Raw genomic sequence first — 19,682 nt, 5'->3', positions numbered from 1 at the left:
ACGTTTTGGCCTTTATACCCAGGATGACCTCTTTTTATAACAACTTTTTCCTTTTAGTTGTCATTCCCGAAAGTCGTAGTCGGGAATCTGTTTTTGCCGTGGTTGTCCTCTTACGAAACAACAGATCCCCGACTAAATTCCTCGGGGATGACAACCACGGCAACGACAGATCCCGGATAAAAGCACTCCGGGATGACGCCCCCTGAGGAGCGCACACACCTACCCGCAAAATTCTCCCCGCTCCGACGGGAATTTAATAAATTGCTTAACGCACAAAAAACGCGCTCCCTCTACAAATTTGACATTGGTCCAAATTTGATAAAATGGGATAAAGGATTTACTATGCCCCGCAATATTTTATCGCTTGATTTCTACGGCTCAACCATTACCGCCGCCTTGGCCTCGCTGGATGACGACACTCGCACCCTGCGCATACGCCACGTCCTGCAGCGGACCTGCCGCTCGTTCTCCGGCGCGTTTGTGCGCGATATGGCCGGGGCCGAGGAAGGAATCAGCAAAGTATTTGAGGAAATGAACGAATACATCAACGGGGAGCCGTCCGTTGTAGTTGGTCTGCGCGGCAACTTTCTATCCTTTAAAAGTTCCAGCGGTTTTAAATCTATTGATACCCGCAACCGCATTATTGGCGATAAGGAAATAGACGAGGCTATCCGCAACTCCGTGCCGATTAATTTAAGCGACACGTTAGAGGTGATAGATATTATCCCCCAATCATATACGATTGACGGAAACGCCGGAATTTTGGACCCCAAAGGGATGGCGGGCTTCACCTTGGAAATCGGTACCTTTTTATCCTACGCGCTGGTAACACATTTAAACAATTTAAACAATGTATTGGCTGCCTGCCGCTGCCCGGAATACCTGCTGTTGCCGTCCTCGCTGGCGTTGGGCGAAACCTTGGTAACCGAGGGCGAAAAACACGCTGGCGCACTCCTGTTAGACCTAGGGGAGGAATCCGTTTCCGTACTGCTATACAACAAAGGCATTTTGCTGGACGGGCTGGAACTGCCCTACGGCTTAAACCGCCGCGCGGAGTTTGTGGCGGACCTATTGCAAAACGATGTGGAAACCGCGCAAGAGGTGCTGAAAGATTACGAACCGGGGGCGGACGAAATTATGGACGAAGTGGTAGAAGACGCCGAAACCCAAATGCTGCGCGGCATTAACAAAGAAATTTTACAGGCGTTCTGCCTGCATTTAAAGCACCCCGCCCCTAATTTAATTTTGTGCGGAAGCGGCGCAACCAAACAGATAATTAAATCCGCCAAAACCATTTTTAACGCCAAAAAAGCACGCCTGGGCATAGTGGACCACCTGGTAACCGATTGCCCCGCTGATAACCCGGCTTATACGGGCGCATTATCGTTGCTCCGCCACGCTTTGGACCGCGATCAAAGCCAAACAGGCAATGTAGTGCAAACCAAGGAATCTGGGCTGTTTACGGGCTTTTTGGACAAGTTAGGCCAACTGTTTGAACATTAAATTTTGGGATAAGATTAAACCGCCGCAAGTTTTCAGGCTTGCGGCTTTTTTGTACTAAAAAAGAGCCACACCGCAAAAGAGGTATGGCTCTTTAAATATTTTTTAGGCGCCCGATTAGGCTTCTTCTTCCTCGGCGCGCTCCGTGCGTTTGCGCAACAGGTGCGACAAGATTTTCTTTCTTAAACGCAAGGATTGGGGTGTAATTTCCACCAATTCGTCCGGCGCAATATACTCCACCGCCTGTTCCAAACTCATCACGCGCGGCGGGGTCAGCACATAGGATTCGTCGCTGGCTTTACTGCGCATATTGCTTAAATGTTTGGCTTTACAGGGGTTTACCACGAGGTCATTGGAGCGGGAGTTCTGCCCCACGATTTCGCCCGCATATACCTTTACGCCCGGGCCTAAAAAGAGTTCGCCGTTGTTTTCCAGCGCATACAAGGCATAGGGCGTGGTTTCGCCGTCTTCCTTGGCGATCAGCACCCCGTTGCGGCGCAAGTCCGGCAGGTTCACTTTGGGATAGTAGCCCTTAAAACTGTGGTGCATAATACCCGTACCGCGGGTATTGGTTAAAAGTTCGTTTTTAAAGCCGATAAGCGCGCGGGACGGAATCAAATATTCCAAGCGCAAGCGGTCCTCGCCTTCCGCCACCATATTTTCCAGTTTCGCGGCGCGCGTTCCTAGCGAGGTAAACACCGCGCCTTGGTATTCGGACTTGATATCCAAAATCAAGTATTCCATAGGCTCTAAAATCTGCCCGTTTTCCTCTTTGTAAATTACTTCTGGGGAAGAAACGGCCAGTTCAAAACCTTCGCGGCGCATATTTTCAATCAAAATGGTTAAGTGCAGTTCCCCGCGGCCATATACTTTAAATTTGCCTTCGCCTTCCAACTGTTCCACCTTCAAACCCACATTGGTTTGGGCTTCTTTTTCCAAGCGGTTTTTCAGGTGGCGGCTGGTAACAAATTTACCTTCGCGGCCGGAGAACGGGCTGTCGTTGACCATAAAGTCCATAGACATCGTCGGCGCGTCAATAGCCAAAGGCGGAAGCGGCTTTAAGGCGTCGGGACGGCAAATCGTATCCCCCACGTCCACTCCTTCCAACCCGGCAATAGAAACGATATCACCCGCCGTGGCGCTTTCCACTTCGGCCTTGCCTAAACCGACAAAGCGTTCAATTTTGGCGGCCTTGGCGTTGGTGGTGGAGCCGTCCGGGTGAATAAGGGTAACGGGCTGACCTTTGGTAATGCTGCCCGCCAAAATGCGGCCGATACCGACGTGGCCCAAAAAGTTATTGTAGTCCAACATCGTAACCTGCATTTGCAGGGGCGCATCCGGCATTGCTTCCGGCGCGGGAACGTGGGACAAAATCGTATCCAAAATGGGGGCAATGTCTTTGCCCTTTTCTTCCATTTTCAGGCTCGCCCAGCCGGCGCGGCCAGAGGCGTAAATAATCGGGAAGTCCAACTGTTCGTCCGTTGCGCCTAGTTCCATAAAAAGGTTAAACACTTCGTCCACTACTTCGCTGGGGCGGACGTGTTCGCGGTCCATTTTGTTAATAACCACAATCGGTTTTAAGCCTAATGCCAACGCCTTGCGCAGCACAAAGCGGGTCTGCGGCATCGGGCCTTCCACGGCGTCCACCATTAGGATAGCGCCGTCCACCATACGCAATACGCGTTCCACTTCGCTGCCGAAGTCTGCGTGGCCGGGGGTATCTACAATGTTAATGGTGTGGCCTTTGTAACCGATAGAAGTACACTTGGCCAAAATCGTAATACCGCGCTCTCTTTCAAGCGGGTTAGAGTCTAAAACGGTGTCTTGGGCTTGGTCTTCTTTTACTTTAAATTCTCCGGCAAATTTTAACAGGGAATCCACAATCGTGGTCTTGCCGTGGTCAACGTGGGCGATAATGGCTACGTTGCGTACGTCCTCGCGGGTGTTATTCATATATGTTTATATAGTCCTAATATTAAGATATATATATTTTAGTATTTAAGGGGGCTTTTCCACAAGCGGGGAAAAATTTTTTATAATAACCCTATGGAACAATTTTTGCAAATGGTCGCCGTTTTGGCGGCTCTGTATATCGCCTATGCGCTCACCCTGAAAAAGTGGGACTACGCCAGCGAGGCCAAGCGCACCGAACGCCGCACCCAATTAAAAGAGTTGGGGCTTTCCAACACGTTTTATTTTATCCACGCCGGAACCTTGTTTATTTTAAACGCCGCCAGCGGCGGGCTGTTTGCGGTTTATTGGCTCTTCCGCCAATGGAAGGCCGTGCTGGTGGGCTTCCGCCGGCTGTCCGGCCAGCCGCTTGCGGGCGGGGCGTTTGTGCGCACCCTGGGCGGCGCGGTTACATTTTTTGGGTTAAACGCCATTATCTGCCGCACCTGCGAATATATGCGCAAAAAATCCCCCCTGCCGCCGTGGGTGTGGGGTACGCTGTGGCTGGGCGGTTTGATTGGCACAATTTTGGTAAAACCGCTCTTTTGGCGGGCTTGCTGTTACGCGCTGTGGGTGGGAGCCCCCGCGGCCCTGCAACGCCGTTTAAACGCGCTACCGGAGCAAACTCTATCCGCCAAACCAAAGCCCGGCGAACTGGCCTTTGCCATTTTTGGCCTGGTGTGCGTGCTGGGCGCGGCGGCCGCTATTCGCACTTTTATCCGTTAAAAACGGAGCGGTTTTTATTCGCTCCGTTTTAAGGTTTTCCCTCCTCTAACAAATCACTTTTTGATTTCTTTGCTCACCGCGTTAATCACCCGGTTGGCTTGCGCCTGTTCGCGTTTTAAACGGGCTTCTGCTTTTTGACGCGCCTTCAAAGTTTTTTGGGTTTCAGCCAAGACGCTTTCCCGCTTGTTTTTGTCCGCCAAGTTTTTGGCCTGCGCAACGGCAACGCGCAGTTGTTCAGACGGCATTTCCAACAACTCCCGCACCGTTTGAAACGTCTCGCCCACGCCGTACATTTCCACGGGCGCTTGGGATAACGCCAATTTCAGCGAGTCTTCCTTTACCTCTTGAAGGCGGTAAAACTCCTTATTAAACTTGACCGACGCCGCTAATAAAATGCCCAGTTTCCGCTCGCGCGGATACGCTTGATAGACGAGCACCGTCGCCCCCACCATACGGGCGTCCTCGTTTTGCGCGCCCAGCAAAAGGGCCAAACTGATGTCCGCTCCCCCCGCCTGATTGACACGCGCGCGAAGCGCATCCAACTGCGCAGGGATTTGCCCGCGCAAGGCTTCTAAGGATTCCTCCTCTGCCGAGGCGAACTCCCAGCCGGATGCAAAAAAGAGGCCAATCGTTAGGATAAGCACGGTTAGCCAACCATAGGCTTTAAAAAGGTTTTTCATAGGCGCCCCCTTACTATTAGTATGCGTGGAAATGGCGTTTTTTCAAGGGCTTTTAAGCGTGGAGGAAAAACAGCAACAGCAAACGACAACAACGGATCCTGGACTACGACTTTCCAGGATGACGGCAACTACCCAAGAGGTAGATTCTGAAAACCCTGCGGGCCGCACCCTAGCGGGCCGCCAACCCCTCGGGGATGACGACAAAAACATAAAGGTATGCCCAAATGCAACGAATTTGGCAAATGGTTGGCCCTAATAAGTAACGAGGAACAAAGATTTACTCTTTGTTCCTCGTACGTATTTCGCAACAACTGAAAAAAGTTGTTATTTTATTTTGCTTCGGCCACGGCTACGGCTACCGCCACCGTCGCACCTACCATCGGGTTGTTACCCATACCGATAAGGCCCATCATTTCCACGTGAGCCGGCACGGAAGAGGAACCCGCAAACTGCGCATCGCTGTGCATACGGCCCATCGTATCGGTCATACCGTAAGAGGCAGGACCCGCGGCCATATTGTCCGGGTGCAAGGTGCGGCCAGTACCGCCGCCAGACGCCACGGAGAAATATTTTTTGCCGTTTTCGGTGGCCCATTTCTTATAGGTACCGGCTACGGGGTGCTGGAAGCGGGTCGGGTTGGTGGAGTTACCAGTAATGGACACGTCCACACCTTCGTGCTTCATAATCGCCACGCCTTCGTTTACGTCGTCGGCACCATAGCAGCGCACTTTGGCGCGGTCGCCGTTGGAGAAGGCTTTTTCGCTTACGATTTTGAGTTCGCCCGTTTTATAGTTATATTCGGTTTCCACAGAGGTAAAACCGTTTACGCGGGAAATAATATAAGCGGCGTCTTTGCCCAAGCCGTTCAAAATAACGCGAAGCGGCGTTTTGCGCACTTTATTGGCGGTGCGGGCAATACCGATAGCGCCTTCGGCGGCGGCGAAACTTTCGTGCCCGGCCAAGAAGCAGAAGCATTTGGTATTTTCGCTCAAAAGCATAGCACCCAAGTTACCGTGGCCGAGGCCTACGGCACGCTGGTCGGCTACGGAGCCGGGGATGCAGAAACTCTGCAAGCCTACGCCGATTTTTTCGGCGGCTTCGGCAGCGGTTTTTACGCCGTTTTTCAAAGCGATGGCGGCGCCTACGGTGTAGGCCCACACGGCGTTATCAAAAGCGATGGGCTGGATGCCGCGGACGATTTTTTCCACATCCACACCTTTTTTGGTGCAGATTTCCTTGGCTTCTTCCAAGGAGGCAATGCCGTTTTCTTTCAAAACGGAGTTGATTTTATCAATTCTTCTTTCGTATCCTTCAAACGTAATCATATTCATTTTCTCCTGGGCTTACTCTTTGCGGGGGTCAATCTTTTTGACGGCTTCGTCAAAGCGGCCGTACTGGCTGACGTTCTTTTCAAACGCCACTTTCGGTTCTTCGCCTTTCTTAATGGCGTCCATCATTTTGCCCAGGTTGACAAATTTATAACCGATAATTTCGTTGTTGGCATCCAAACCGATTTCCAACACATAGCCTTCGGCCATTTCCAGGTAGCGGGGGCCTTTGGCCTGGGTACCGTACATCGTACCGATTTGGGAACGATGACCTTTACCCAAGTCTTCCATACCAGCGCCAACCGGCAGACCGTCGTCGGAGAAGGCGCTCTGGGTGCGGCCATAGACAATTTGCAAGAAGAGTTCGCGCATAGCGGTATTGATAGCATCGCAAACGAGGTCGGAGTTTAAGGCTTCCAAAATGGTTTTGCCGGGCAAGATTTCCGCGGCCATAGCGGCGGAGTGAGTCATACCGGAGCAGCCAATGGTTTCCACTAACGCTTCTTTAATTACGCCGTTTTTGACGTTGAGCGTCAGTTTGCAAGCGCCCTGTTGGGGAGCGCACCAGCCAATACCGTGCGTAAGACCGCTAATATCGGTAATTTGTTTGGCTTTGACCCATTTACCTTCTTCGGGAATCGGGGCCGGTTCGTGCTTAGCGCCTTTGCAAACGCAGCACATATTCTGTACTTCGGGGGTGCATTTTTCGCAACTCATTTAGGTCTCCTGTCTAAAAGTAAATCTTTCTAATATATTTTACCAAAAAACGCTGCTCAAAAACACACGGAAAAAGGACTTTTTAAAAAGAGGAAAACAGCAAACCCAACACCAAAACACTATGGGAGGACGACTAAAAAAACAAGGTAGTGTCTTTTTCAAAGGTCATCGTCGGAAATGACAACACTATAAAAACAATAGCCAAATAAATAAGGCCCCATTTAAATAGGGGCCCTATATCAAAACATCTAGTCTAAATCACAAGCACACCGAGGAGAAGTATAATAGTGCTTACCATTCCATCTCTGTACAACACCATCCCGTCCCATAGGAGAATCTGGCACACAATGCCCATAGATATCTTTATTTCCCTCTACCGAATTACATTCGGTATCAGAATTGCCAGAAAAACACACATCCTTTTGAGCGTCGTAATATGTTTCGTGGCAGTATCTAACTTCATAGTTTAAAGAGCAATACATATCAAAACATTTCCACGTACTTCCTGGGGTATTACACTCCACACATCCATACCCCTCAACTTTATAGGGATGAGTTGCGTTACATTGGCAATTATCCGCTTTATCATAACTACACGTACTTTGATTCCACGTATAGGTAATCTTTCCCGTTTGAAAAGCCCCACAGGCTTGTTCATAACTCGTACCATTTGTAGGCTCGCACCCCCCAGAACTTTCCCCTTTGCTTTTGAGCAAAAAGGACGTATAGGTTTTACTAGATAATTTAGCATTTCCAGTAGCGTCGTAGTCCTTGGAATATTGGTTGCTCCACTCCATTTCCTGCCCCAAGTTGGCAGCGGTTTGCGCGCTCTTATTAATTCTAGCGGTGGAAGCAACTTCCATATTATCGGCTTTTCCCCCCATTGCGGTGATATCAGTGCCGTACAAGGTGCCCGTTACGTTACTCTTGTGGAAGTGCGTATCTTTAAACGTAACATTGCTGGCCATTACGCGGCCCGCCGTTACCGTACCGCCGTTTTCAACGGTCAGTTTGTCGCTCAAACGGTATTCGGGCGTATTGGTGCTGCCCAAGGTAGCGCCGTTTTGAACATTTACTTGTTTTAAATAGGCATTAGCACCCTTGATGATGATATCCCCCACCCCAGAACGCGTATTGCAAAAGTTTAAGAGCGGCGCACTAGTAACGTGCGTGGGGTCAGCCGCGTCCAACTGGGCAAAGTTACCCACCGGCGCGGATAAGGTGGTTACAAATTGCATTTGTTCCGCGTGCAAGGCAGGCACAGCCAGCAAACAAGCGGAAAGTAACATAAGTTTCTTCATACTATATCCCTTATAATTAAGTACCCTTTCAAGGGCCCGTGATACATCGGTTTCAGGTATTAGACATAGGCCTGAATATATCCAATGTATCATAAAATACAGCCAAATACAAGATTTTCTATTAGTATAATGGACAAACGCCCGCAATGCAAGGGGTGGAGTGAAAACAGCAAATCCCCGAACCCTGCGGGCCACACCCTAGCGGGCCGCAAGTTCACTATGACCTCTTATTTTATTAAGGCCCTTTCCCTTGTCATTCCCGAGTGTCGTAGTCGGGAATCTGTTGTTTCCCTTTTTTGATAACAACGGATCCCCGACTAAATTTCTCGGGGATGACAGCCCGTAGGGTTTTCAAAACCTACCTTTTGGGTAGTTAGTTGTTTATAAAATAAAGGTCATTCTGGAAGGTTTCTGTCCAGAATCTGTCGTTTTCCTTATTCTTATAACAATAGATTCTGGACTACAACTTTCCAGGATGACGACAACGACCAAAGAGGTAAATCCTAAAAACCCTAGCAGGCCGCACCCTTGCTGGCCACACCCTAGCGGGCCGCCAGTTCAGGACGACCTCTTATTTTATAACGGCTTTGTTGTTTCGCTTTTTGCCGTCATCCCGGGCGTGGACCCGGGATCCAGTTTGTTTACTAGAAAAACTCCTTATTTTATTTCTGGATTCCAGGTTCCCGCTTGTATGCAGGCCCTGGAATGACAAACAAGACAGCATTTTAGTGTGCGTGGCGCAACCACAAGGCAAAAAATTGTGTTCCAGCACTTGTAAACTTTGCTACAATAAAAAAATTAAGGAGCGTATGAAATGATTAAATTGGACTTTGCAAAACTTCCCTCCGCCACCTTTGCCTGCGGGCCGGGGCAGGGGCATCCCGTCATCCGCGAAACACCGCTTTACAAAACTTTATTTGAACGCAGCCACCGCGCGAGTGATATTTCCACCGACGGCTTATATAAAGAAGCCGTGCAAAACCTGCGCGAACTTCTTTCCCTGCCAGAGGATTACACCGTTATCTTTTTTATGGGCGGGGCTTCGGCCGCTATGGATGCGGTAATGTGGAGTTTAGTCAAAAATTCCGTTTCCGGCTTATCATTTGGCGCATTTTCCAAACGCTGGGGGCACGAAATGCTATCCCGCTTGGAGCCGAACGTCATCCGCTCCGTGCGCGACGCGGCAGAGGGCGAATTTTTCCCCAAAGAAAAGCCCGACTACAACGCAAGCCTTGTCTTTCTAACGCCGAACGAAACCTCTACGGGCGTGCAAATCCCAAATGAATATTTGGAGCAAGCCTGGAAGGAAAAGGGACCCGATACCTTAATTGCGTGGGATTGTACATCCTGTGCGGGTGGGCGCGATTTGCCAAAAAACAAATATGACGTTATGGTATTTGCTATGCAAAAATGCTTTGGCGCGGGTGCCGGGTCCAGCGTTATTATTTTGAGCCCGGCCGCCGTCAAACGCGCCGAAGAGGTTAAAAAATACCGCTCCGTGCCCTATGTGCTGGATTTATCTGCGGCCATTGTTCAGGCAGGAAAATATCAAACGGTCAATACCCCCTGCACCACCAATATTTGGATGTTCAACGAGGCCTGCAAATGGATGAACACCAACGGCGGCTTAAAGGCGATGGATGCGCTGTGCCGCCAGCACGCGCAATTTTTGCTGGACTGGGCGCAAAAAACCGATTATTTGGCCCCGCTGATTAAGGACGAAAAATTGCGCTCCTACACCACGCTTACGCTGGAAGTAACTGACCCCGCCATAAAGGATGCGGACATATCCGCCGCTTTAAAGGCTACGGGCCGCGCAAACCTGGCCGACGGCATTAAAAAATATTCCTCGGTCAAGCAGAACTCCCTGCGCATTTCCTGCTTTCCGTTTGTGGATATCCACGGCACGGGCGAATACAAAAAACTGGCCGACACGGTGGACGACATCGTCCGCCAATTAAAGGCCCAACACAAATAAGGCGTAAGGAATATAAAAAAGTGCCCCCGGAGTTTTTGGCCCCGGGGGTGTTTTATATCAAAGCAACTTAAATTATTTTTCGTCGCGCACGATGTAGCCAAATTCTTCCAAGGCTTTCGTGTCGTTACGCCAGTTGGGCGATACCACTACATTAAGTTCCAAGCGGTACTTGCGCCCTAAAAACTCTTCAATGCGCTTTTGCGCCCGCTTACGCAGTTCGGCAATCGCACTGCCGCCCTTGCCAATTAAAATAGGCTTTTGGCTCTCGCGCTCTACGTGGATGTTGGCGCGGATGTAGTTCTTGGGACCGAGGTCCTCGGTAAATTTTTCAATCTCTACAAAGGTGCTGTACGGGACTTCCTTTTGATAGAGTTTAAAAATCTGCTCGCGGATAAATTCCGCCGCGTAAAAGCGTTCCCAGCGGTCCGTCCATTGGCCGGGCGGAAAGTAGGCCGGGCTGTTGGGCATTGCGGCGATAACCGCCTGCTTTAATAAGTCCGTCCCCGTCCCGTTGGCGGCGGAAATGCGGAAGGTCTTTTCAATCTTTAAATCGGCCTTCACGCGCGCTTCCAACGCGTCCAGCGCGGCAACATCTTTCACGAGGTCAATTTTATTAATCGCCAAAAAGATAGGACAAAAAACGGTTTTTAATTTTTCCACCAACGGCGCGTTTAACGCGTAATCCGCCATTGCATCCACCAAAAAAATTACCAAATCGGCATCCTCGCGCACCGCGCGGTCAATGCAGCCCACCATTGTTTGCTGCAATTTGTATTGCGCCTTTAAAAACCCGGGAGTATCTACAAACACCACTTGGTAATCGTCCCCGTCCGCGATAGCCAAAATGTTTTGGCGCGTGGTTTGGGGCTTGTTGGTAACGGGCGACAAAAGTCCGCCCGCCAGGTTGTTAAGCAAGGTAGATTTGCCCGCATTGGGCAGGCCGGCTAATACGGCAAAACCGCTTTTAAAATTTTTTTCGTCCATAGATGTATTGTACTTATTTTTTGTCCGTTCGCCAACGCTCCGCGCTACTCGGTGATATAACTGTCCACAATTTCACCGAAGTAGAACATATGGTAATCGTTCGGCTCCTTGTTGTACCACAGTTCATTAAGCGCCTTGTTCAAATTTTCCGCACCCATTAAGCGCGCATAAGCCACCTTGCACTCAAAGTGCATACCGGGTACAACTAAAACCGGAGTGGCAATCTTCTGCCCCTTGACGGTTTTTAATCCGCACGCGGCCAATTTATCCATATTCCGCCCGGATTTGGTGCCGCATATGGCCACCGCCTGCGGTAAATCCACATACGGAATTGTAACGGTAAACTCGTGCGATTTTTCAATTTGTTCGTAAGTAAAGCGGTTCTGGCGCACCACCGTGTTAAACACGGGAATCCGCCACAAAACGCCAATCGTCCCCCAGCCAATAACCATTGTGTTTATTTTATTGCCGGATTTAGTGGTTAAAAAGGCGGCCTTGGAAAGGATATCCAAGTTCTTTTGCGCATTAAAATTATACGGTACTCTTTTAATCATATGTTTTCCCCCTCTTTAAAGTATAACGAACCCCATAGCGCGGGGCAAGGGCTTTATTAGATTAGAAAGCCCGGCCTTTTTAAAAAGACCGGGCTTTAAAAAACTGCTTATTTGCGTTTTTTGGCTTTGGCTTTAACAGCCTTGCGCACAGGCGCTTTTTTAACGGCTTTCTTCGCTTTGGGAGCGGCTTTTTTAACCGTTTTTTTAGCCGTCTTTTTGGCGGGCATTACACGCGCCGCGGCCGATTTTTTATGCGCCTTGGCGGATTTTTTGGAACCGCGTTTTTTGTTTAATTTGGCTTCAAACTCTTTCCATCCTTCCAACGCCAGCGGTAGCACTTCGTCCATATGCTTCACCGGGATTAAGGTAAGTTCCTTGCGGACCCGTTCCGGGATTTCGGACACGTCTTTCTCGTTGGTGTGCGGGTAGAGAATCGTTTTGACCCCTTCGCGGTAAGCGGCTAGGAATTTTTCCTTAATGCCACCGACGGGAAGCACACGGCCCGTAATGGTTACCTCGCCCGTCATCGCCAAATGCTTTTTAACGGGCAGGCCCGTCAAAAGACTGGTCAAAGCGGTCGTAATCACACTGCCGGCGGACGGTCCGTCTTTCGGTACGGCCCCTTCGGGGAAGTGGACGTGGAAGTCCGTCTTGTCAAAATCTACATCCTTGCCATAGCCGCGGCTTCTGGCATACGTCAGCGCGGCGCGGACGGATTCCTTCATCACGTTGCCCAGCATACCCGTCAAAATCAGTTGGCCTTTGCCCGGGATTTTGGTGGCTTCAATAGACAGCGTTTCGCCGCCTACACTCGTCCACGCAAGGCCCGTAGCAATACCTACGCCGTTTTCCTCGGTAGCAAAGTTGGAATAGCGCGGCACGCCCAAAAACTCGTGCAGGTTTTCCTTGGTAACAACTACCTTTTTAGCGCCTTCCACAATTTTTTTGGCGGCTTTGCGGCACAAAGAGCCGATTTCGCGGTCCAAGTTGCGCACGCCCGCTTCGCGCACATAATCGCGCATTAACAGGGCGACAGCGTCGTGCGTAACTTCTAACTGGCCTTCCTTCAAGCCGTGCATCTTCATTTGTTTGGGCAGAAGGTATTTATCCACAATATCGTGTTTTTCGTACTCGGTGTATCCGTCAAAATCAATAATTTCCAAGCGGTCGCGCAAGGTGGACGGAATATTGGCCAAGGAGTTCGCCGTGGTAATAAACATTACCTTAGATACGTCAAACGGCACATCCAAAAAGTGGTCGGTAAACTCTTTGTTTTGCTCCGGGTCCAATAATTCCAGCAACGCCGCCGCGGGGTCGCCGCGCCAGTCGCTGCCCATTTTGTCAATTTCGTCCAGCAGGAAGACCGGGTTCATACTCTTGGCCTTGCTGATACCCTGAATAATGCGCCCCGGCATAGAACCAATATATGTTCTGCGGTGCCCGCGGATTTCGCTCTCGTCGCGTACGCCCCCCAAAGACATCCGCACAAATTTGCGGCCGATAGCGCGCGCAATAGATTTTGCCAATGACGTCTTCCCCACGCCGGGCGCACCCGCAAAGCAGAGCACCGGGCCGCGCAAGGAATTATTTAACTTGCTTACCGCCAAATATTCCAAGATGCGTTCTTTGGGTTTTTCCAGCCCAAAGTGGTCCTCATCCAAAATCTTTTTGGCTTCTTTTAAGTCCAACACATCCTCGGTCGTTTGGTTCCAAGGCATATTGACGAGCCAATCCAAATAGGTGCGCGAAACCGTCGCTTCCGGCGAGAAAGGCGCCATTTTGGACAGACGTTCAATTTCCTTTTCCGCCGCTTCTTTGGCCTGCGGAGGAAGCCCGTTCTTTTTGATTTTTGCGCGCAAGGCGTCCAACTCCTTTTGGAAATCATCCTTTTGGCTGAGTTCCTTTTGGATGGCCTTCATTTGCTCGTTCAAATAATATTCTTTTTGGTTTTTTTCAATTTGCGCGCGGACCTTGGAGTGAATTTTTTCCTCCAAGCCCAAAATTTCCACTTCGCTGGTAATCAGTTTTAAGATTTTTTCCAAGCGGTCTTTAATGTGCACCGCTTCCAAGATTTCTTGGCGCTGCTCGGTTTTTACGAGCATATTGGAAGCCACCGTATCGGCCAGTTTGGACGCGTCGTTTATTTGGCGCAGGAAGGAAACCCCCTCCACCGCAATCCGGTGCGACACGCGGGCATAATGGTCAAACTCGTCCAACACCTTGCGCATTAAGGCTTGTACTACCGGGGAATTATCGTCTTCTTCCTCAATATATTCCACCGTCGCAAACCAAGCCCCGGCCACATTGTTCATTTCCAATTTGGTTACGCGTGCACGGGCCAAGCCTTGCAGAAAAATCTTCATAGAGCCGTCGGGCATCTTTAAATTCTGCGTAATTTGCGCAATCACGCCGAAATGGTAAATATCGGACTCTTTGGGGTCCTCAATTTCCGCATTTTTCTGCGATACGGCCAAAATATATTTGCCCTGTTCCCCCAGCGCAAGTTCCACCGCGGAAACGGACTTTTCGCGGTCCACCGACAACGGGAGCGACATCCCCGGGAACATCACCACATCGCGTATGGCGACAGCCGGCACTACCGTCGGTAACGAAAGCGTTTGTTTTTTAATTTCTTCTGCCATAATTTTTCCCTCTCTGTAACGGATAAAAGGTTTCCCAAAAGCGTCTTATATCAAAACCCCCGCTTTTGGCTCTTATAGATTGTAGCAAATTAGGTTAAAATTAGCAACTGTGTTATTTGGTTGCTAATTTTGATAAAGTGGGGCTAAGAACAAGAATAAATAAAACAAGGGCATCGTCCTTAACTCGTTTCAGAACCTACCGCTTGGGTAGTTGTCGTCATCCCCGAGGGTTTCTGTCGGGGATCTGTTTTTGCTGTGGTTTTTCTCTTCCGAAACGACAGATTTCCGACTACGACGTTCGGGAATGACAAGGTATTTATCTTTTGTATTGTAGTTGTCGTCATCCTGGAAAGTTGTAGTCCAGGATCTGTTGTTATAAAAAAGGAAAATAACAGATACTGGAACGCTCCGCGCCGGCAAACCTTCCAGTATGACCTTTTAGATAACAACTCATAATGTATATCCTGAAACAAGTTCAGGATGACTGCCTTTTTTAATAACAACAAACCCCGAGCCCAACAGGCCACACCCTAGCGGGCCACCAATTTTTCGGGGATGACGGCAACGACACTTGTTGTTCGTGTCGCCCTTTTGCGTTGGCTTTAAAAGGCGGTTTAAACGGAAAAGTATTTTTACTTGTTTGAGCCAATAGGGCGAGTTGTAAAAATACCCGTTTAAGCCTGCCTTTTATAACGCGTTGGGCGGCGAGTTTTTTGTTTACTTTTTGTCGGCACAAAAAGTAAATAAAAAAGGCGCACAAATGCAACGAATTTGGCAAATGGTTGGCCCTTATAAGTAACGGGGAACAAAGATTTACTCTTTGTTCCCCGTACGCATTTCGCAACAACTGAAAAAGCCGTTACTTTTTAAGGGGCAATACCTCGTCAATCAGCCCATACTCCTTGGCCTCTTGCGCCGACATATAATAGTTGCGTTCGCTGTCGCGGCGGATTTTTTCTTTATCCTGCCCCGTGTGCTTGGCCAAAATATCCAACAAATGCTCTTTGTTATCGCGCAATTCCTTGGATTCAATTTCAATATCCGTTACCTGACCAGAAATCCCGCCGCCCCAAATTAAGGGTTGGTGAATCATAATGCGCGCGTGCGGTAAGGCATAGCGTTTACCCTTGGAGCCGGCGGCCAACAAAACCGCGCCGAAACTCATCGCTTGCCCCATACAAATAGTGGTAATCGGGGCCTTGATAAATTGCATTGTATCGTAAATAGCCAAGCCCGCCGTTACCATACCTCCGGGAGAATTGATGTAGAGGTTAATTTCCCGGCTGGAATCGTCCGCGTCCAAATACAGCAGTTGGGCAATAATCATATTGGCGCTGGCGGTATCCACTTCGCCCTCGCGCCCGCCGACAAAGATAATGCGGTCTTTGAGCAAGCGGGAAAAAATATCATAACCAACGTTTTTTTCAATAATGGTAGGTATAATCATATTGTATATTGTAGTATATTTCCCGGTCCGGCGGCCCGCCATTTTATAGGTCTTAGGACCTAGGGGCCTAGGCCCTAAAAGGCCCTAGTTTTTTTGCGGTTTATTTACTATCTTATATATATAAGTAAAGAATTTTAGGAGGATTTATGAAAAAACTGTTCGTTTTACTCACCGCCCTAACGCTATCCACCGCCGCTTTTGCCGCCAACGCATCCAGCAACAGCGCGCTGATTGAAGAATCCGTTGCCACTGGGGCCCAAGCCGTCGGCGAAGGTGAAGTCAGTCAGCAAACCTTGAAGAACACCCAACAGGCGTTGCAATTGGGGCTTATGATTTTTGATGCACACCGCGACTTGAACCAAATGACCGAAACGGACAAAGCCATTGAAAAGGCTTTGGAAAAGGATATCCCGGCGGTCTTTAATAAGATCAAAACGACTTCGGACGAAGTAGCCGACGAAGTAGAACCGCTTTTAAGCAAATTAAGCGGCTTGTTAATCGCTAACCAGCCGGCCTATCCCAAAACGGCGGTTGATACGGACACGGCCACTTTTATTACGTTCATTACGGCCATTACCTATACGCAGGGTAAGGGCCTCTTAAACGAAACATCCGCCAAAGTATTAAACGGCGAATTGCAGGCCATTATGCTGCAAGGATTTACCCAACAGGGAGAATAGTTTTTCCCCTTTTTAAAAAGCCCCGCCCCCAACGGCGGGGTTTTTAAGTGCAAAAAGGCCCAAGCGTATATAGGTCTTTTTTCTGATAGGACCTAGGTCCAAAGGCCCTTTACCCTGAATAAGAAAACAGTTAAACTACAAGTAAGGAAGTAAGCTGTAAAATCAATCTAAAAGCCGTGCCTATAAAAGGAGACTGTATGAAAAGTGTCAAATGGATGTTAGCTGCATTGTTAGCCGTTGCCGTCTGTACGCCGCTTATGGCGCAAAACAATAAGGATTTGGGCGCCAAGATTCAACGCCAGATTCAACTGCAAAGTCAAAAAAACAAAACGCAAAAATGCCGTCTGTGCGGTAATGAAATTACGAATGAATCCCAACGCTGTGCAGCAGACTGCGATGTAATCTGTATGCCGGAAAACGACGCACAAGCCAAACCCCAAGCCAAAAAGCAAGAAGCCGCTCCGGCCAAAGCCCAAGTAAAAGAAACCAAATCTTTGGGCAAATGCTGGCGGTGCGGTAATGAAATTACGAACGAGTTTCAACGCTGCGCAGCGGACTGCGATGTAACCTGTATGCCGGAAAATGAACCCACGGCTAAGCCGCAGGCCAAAAAGCAAGAAGCCGCTCCTGCAAAAACGCAAGAAAAAGAAACCAAATCTTTGGGCAAATGCCGCTGGTGCGGTAACGAAATTACGGACGAATGGAAACGCTGCCCCAATGACCCGGATGTAACCTGTATGCCAGCCCCGAAAGCGGAAAAAGCGGGAAAAAAGGTCAAAAAAGCCAAACCCGCAAAAAAGACTGTAAAGCAAGATTATGAAACCTGCCCGGAATGCCACGCCGTATATGACGATGACTACTATTTCCACGGAGTGCATCATTGCGGATTTAACCACTAATTAATAGTGTGGCAAAAAAGATTTTCCCCCCGCCAAAAGCGGGGGTTTTTTAATGCAAAAGGGCCCAAGCGTATATAGGTCTTTTTTCTGATAGGGTCTAGGTCCAAAGGCCCTTTACTAAAAACCATAAAATAGTTACACTAAACATAAGGAAGTATCAAATCAATCTAAATAACAAGACGTACCCATTAAGGAGACCAAATGAAGAGTGTCAAATGGATGTTAGCCGCATTATTAGCCGTTACCGTCTGTACGCCGCTTATGGCGCAAAACAATAAGGATTTGGGCGCTAAATTGCAACGCCAAATTCAAGTACAGCAAAAGAAACACCACCAAGCCGCCAAGTGCCGCTGGTGCGGTAACCAAATTACCGATTTGTCCAGAAGATGCCCGGCGGATCCGGATGTGTATTGCACGCCGGAACCGAACCCCGGCAACGAAACCTGCTACCGCTGTGGGCAGAAATTTACCAGAGGGCAAAAATGCCCGGAAACGCAATATTACCGCTTCTGCGCGGCCAACTACCACCAGGTAGATGCTATCCAGAGAGAGCAGAATTTTGTATCCAAAGAAGATAGAGCCGCTAAAAAGGCTGCAAAAAAAGCCCAGAAGCAACAACAAACCCGCGACGAGAGCAGATATTGCCCCAAATGTGGCGAAGAATACGATGTGGATGAACTTTACCACAATATTGCGCACCGCTGTGCGGCAGAGGCAAATGCGCCTAAACAAGAAGTAGAAGTTTCCACCACCAAAGGTGCTACGCTGAACCACTCTAATTTCCGCTACCAGCACGAGCACGAATTTATTGAGGTACCGGAACTGCCGTATTCGCAAGGGTTAGATGATGATATCGCCGTTAAAGCGGAAACCTTGTTACAAAAAGACTGCGACGACCACAACGGCAGAGCCGAACATTCCTTTGAATACTACTATCAACAAGTGGCCAATCAATTTAAGGCAAATGCCAAAGTAGAAAAATGCCGCTGGTGCGGTAAAGACATCACCAACGCTTCCGTCAGATGCTCGGAAGACCCGGATGTAGTCTGCACGCCTGCCCCGAAAGCGGGTAGCACCGTAGGCGTGCAACCTAACACGGGCAAAGTTTCCGTTCAAGAGGAAACACACTGCCCCAAATGCGGTGAAGAATACGATATTGATGTACGTTACCACGGGATGCAGCACCGCTGCAACACCCCCGAAAAACCGGTAAAATATCATCCCGCCGAAAAATAATTTAAGCACTTAAAAAGTTTAAAACCCCGAGTATCCGCTCGGGGTTTTTCGTTTGAAAATACAATATAAGTTTTTAAAAATTATATTTTTCCCCTTTTATTTAGGGTCCACACAAGTAGTCGGGCACCGTTCAATCACGAAAGATACCAATAGCGTATCTAACTTATCATAAATTACGCCATTTTCTTTATAGACCCATCTTCCGTTATAGCAAGTTAAAGCACTCACCTGCGGAGTTTTCTTTTCAGAAGTCCCCGTGGAAAGTTGGGCACGCATACTGTTAATCATTCTTACGCAAGTGCTATGGGGGCAATTTGAAGTACACCGTGCCAACCCGGGATAAGATAAAGTATCAGTATTTGGAAGCGTGCAACCACTTGGAGCCCCCAAGCATATGGTTGACTAGAAGACTGCGGAACATCCGAACGGCAACATTTATTAGTAGAGGCCTCGTAAGTGTATCCACCCGGACACGATTTAGGAGTTGTATCAGGGGTCGTTTTTTCCGCTTCTCCGCAGACTAAATACACCTCGTCCTTGTTCTTTAATTTGAGTTTTTGCCAACTCATCGTTTCCCCACTACAAGCCGGGAACTTATAGCCAAACAAATTAAGTTCGCTCAAATACATATTGTCCGCTTGGAGTGTGTAACCTTGCTTATAGTTGGCCACGCGCAAATTGGTTTCAAAGTCAAAGTCCGCCGTGCCGTTTCCGCTACCCATAATAGCCATAGTGCCTACAATCGCGGGTGCGTCATTAAGTTCCAGTCTTCCCCCCGCTATTTTTAAAAGATTATTTACGCGCAAGGATTTACCTGTATTAAACCCCTCGTCTGTTGTACAACCCAAATTCATTTGGCAGGCTGATGTTAAGCCGATATCCATTTGCTTCGTTACATCTACTTGGCTATATGCCACATATTTTACGGGAAAATATGTTACCATTGTCATTTTATTGGCACTTGCCCCCATAACAGCGGTAGAGACCAATAAAGCACACAACCCTATAAATATTTTTTTCATTTTTCCTCCTTTTTAAGGCCTTTATATTTGAGCAAAAC

17 protein-coding genes are annotated in these 19,682 nt (G+C 48.8%); 6 read left to right on the top strand and 11 right to left on the bottom strand.

The window, feature by feature from the left end:
- Positions 1-342: 342 nt before the first annotated feature.
- Positions 343-1,503, top strand: a complete 1,161-nt coding sequence (locus B2118_RS01950) for a hypothetical protein (RefSeq protein ID WP_428052875.1) — start codon at positions 343-345, stop codon at positions 1,501-1,503.
- A gap of 114 nt (positions 1,504-1,617) precedes the next feature.
- Here B2118_RS01950 and typA read toward each other — a convergent pair whose 3' ends face one another.
- Complete coding sequence (gene typA, locus B2118_RS01945; protein ID WP_428052873.1) at positions 1,618-3,453, bottom strand: translational GTPase TypA; 1,836 nt, start codon at positions 3,451-3,453, stop codon at positions 1,618-1,620.
- A 93-nt stretch (positions 3,454-3,546) separates the two neighbouring features.
- Between typA and B2118_RS01940 the strand changes: the two genes are divergently transcribed.
- Positions 3,547-4,176, top strand: coding sequence for a hypothetical protein (locus B2118_RS01940; protein ID WP_428052871.1), 630 nt, complete (start codon positions 3,547-3,549; stop codon positions 4,174-4,176).
- 53 nt (positions 4,177-4,229) lie between these two features.
- On the opposite strand, the gene B2118_RS01935 is transcribed toward B2118_RS01940, so the two are convergent.
- From B2118_RS01935 to B2118_RS01920, 4 genes are all read right to left on the bottom strand, one after another.
- Positions 4,230-4,856 carry a hypothetical protein gene (locus B2118_RS01935; RefSeq protein ID WP_428052869.1) on the bottom strand — a complete coding sequence of 209 codons (627 nt, stop codon included), beginning with the start codon at positions 4,854-4,856 and terminating at the stop codon, positions 4,230-4,232.
- Between the two features lie 329 nt (positions 4,857-5,185).
- Complete coding sequence (locus B2118_RS01930; protein WP_428052867.1) at positions 5,186-6,181, bottom strand: GGGtGRT protein; 996 nt, start codon at positions 6,179-6,181, stop codon at positions 5,186-5,188.
- An 18-nt stretch (positions 6,182-6,199) separates the two neighbouring features.
- Positions 6,200-6,901 (bottom strand): iron-sulfur cluster assembly scaffold protein, encoded by a 702-nt coding sequence (locus tag B2118_RS01925; RefSeq protein ID WP_428052865.1) that lies wholly within the window; start codon positions 6,899-6,901, stop codon positions 6,200-6,202.
- Positions 6,902-7,149: 248 nt separating this feature from the next.
- The gene (locus B2118_RS01920) at positions 7,150-8,202 is read right to left on the bottom strand and encodes a hypothetical protein (RefSeq protein WP_428052863.1); all 1,053 of its coding nucleotides are present in this window, start codon (positions 8,200-8,202) and stop codon (positions 7,150-7,152) included.
- Positions 8,203-9,016: 814 nt separating this feature from the next.
- On the opposite strand from B2118_RS01920, the gene B2118_RS01915 reads away from it, so the two are divergent.
- A complete protein-coding gene (locus B2118_RS01915; protein ID WP_428052862.1) occupies positions 9,017-10,180 on the top strand; it encodes an aminotransferase class V-fold PLP-dependent enzyme in 1,164 nt (387 codons plus the stop codon).
- A gap of 72 nt (positions 10,181-10,252) precedes the next feature.
- On the opposite strand, the gene era is transcribed toward B2118_RS01915, so the two are convergent.
- From era to B2118_RS01895, 4 genes are all read right to left on the bottom strand, one after another.
- Positions 10,253-11,164: a GTPase Era gene (gene era, locus B2118_RS01910; protein ID WP_428052860.1), complete on the bottom strand. Its 912-nt coding sequence runs from the start codon at positions 11,162-11,164 to the stop codon at positions 10,253-10,255.
- Between the two features lie 44 nt (positions 11,165-11,208).
- Positions 11,209-11,718, bottom strand: coding sequence for a flavin reductase family protein (locus B2118_RS01905; protein WP_428052858.1), 510 nt, complete (start codon positions 11,716-11,718; stop codon positions 11,209-11,211).
- Positions 11,719-11,825: 107 nt separating this feature from the next.
- Positions 11,826-14,360: an endopeptidase La gene (gene lon, locus B2118_RS01900; protein ID WP_428052856.1), complete on the bottom strand. Its 2,535-nt coding sequence runs from the start codon at positions 14,358-14,360 to the stop codon at positions 11,826-11,828.
- A gap of 859 nt (positions 14,361-15,219) precedes the next feature.
- Positions 15,220-15,807: an ATP-dependent Clp protease proteolytic subunit gene (locus tag B2118_RS01895; protein WP_177746181.1), complete on the bottom strand. Its 588-nt coding sequence runs from the start codon at positions 15,805-15,807 to the stop codon at positions 15,220-15,222.
- A gap of 146 nt (positions 15,808-15,953) precedes the next feature.
- Between B2118_RS01895 and B2118_RS01890 the strand changes: the two genes are divergently transcribed.
- From B2118_RS01890 to B2118_RS01880, 3 genes are all read left to right on the top strand, one after another.
- Complete coding sequence (locus tag B2118_RS01890; RefSeq protein WP_428052854.1) at positions 15,954-16,487, top strand: hypothetical protein; 534 nt, start codon at positions 15,954-15,956, stop codon at positions 16,485-16,487.
- A 197-nt stretch (positions 16,488-16,684) separates the two neighbouring features.
- The gene (locus B2118_RS01885; RefSeq protein ID WP_428052852.1) at positions 16,685-17,386 is read left to right on the top strand and encodes a hypothetical protein; all 702 of its coding nucleotides are present in this window, start codon (positions 16,685-16,687) and stop codon (positions 17,384-17,386) included.
- 201 nt (positions 17,387-17,587) lie between these two features.
- Entirely contained in the window at positions 17,588-18,622 is a 1,035-nt protein-coding gene (locus B2118_RS01880) for a hypothetical protein (RefSeq protein ID WP_428052850.1), read from the top strand.
- 96 nt (positions 18,623-18,718) lie between these two features.
- Here the strand turns inward: B2118_RS01880 and B2118_RS01875 are convergent, their stop codons facing one another.
- Positions 18,719-18,910: a hypothetical protein gene (locus tag B2118_RS01875; protein ID WP_428052848.1), complete on the bottom strand. Its 192-nt coding sequence runs from the start codon at positions 18,908-18,910 to the stop codon at positions 18,719-18,721.
- Positions 18,911-18,912: 2 nt separating this feature from the next.
- Positions 18,913-19,644: a hypothetical protein gene (locus B2118_RS01870; RefSeq protein ID WP_428052846.1), complete on the bottom strand. Its 732-nt coding sequence runs from the start codon at positions 19,642-19,644 to the stop codon at positions 18,913-18,915.
- Positions 19,645-19,682 lie beyond the last annotated feature (38 nt).

This window comes from Candidatus Avelusimicrobium stercoris, from assembly GCF_002437085.1.
Lineage (GTDB): Bacteria > Elusimicrobiota > Elusimicrobia > Elusimicrobiales > Elusimicrobiaceae > Avelusimicrobium > Avelusimicrobium stercoris.
Note: the sequence above shows the minus strand (reverse complement) of the source record. Positions and strands in the feature narration are given on the sequence as shown.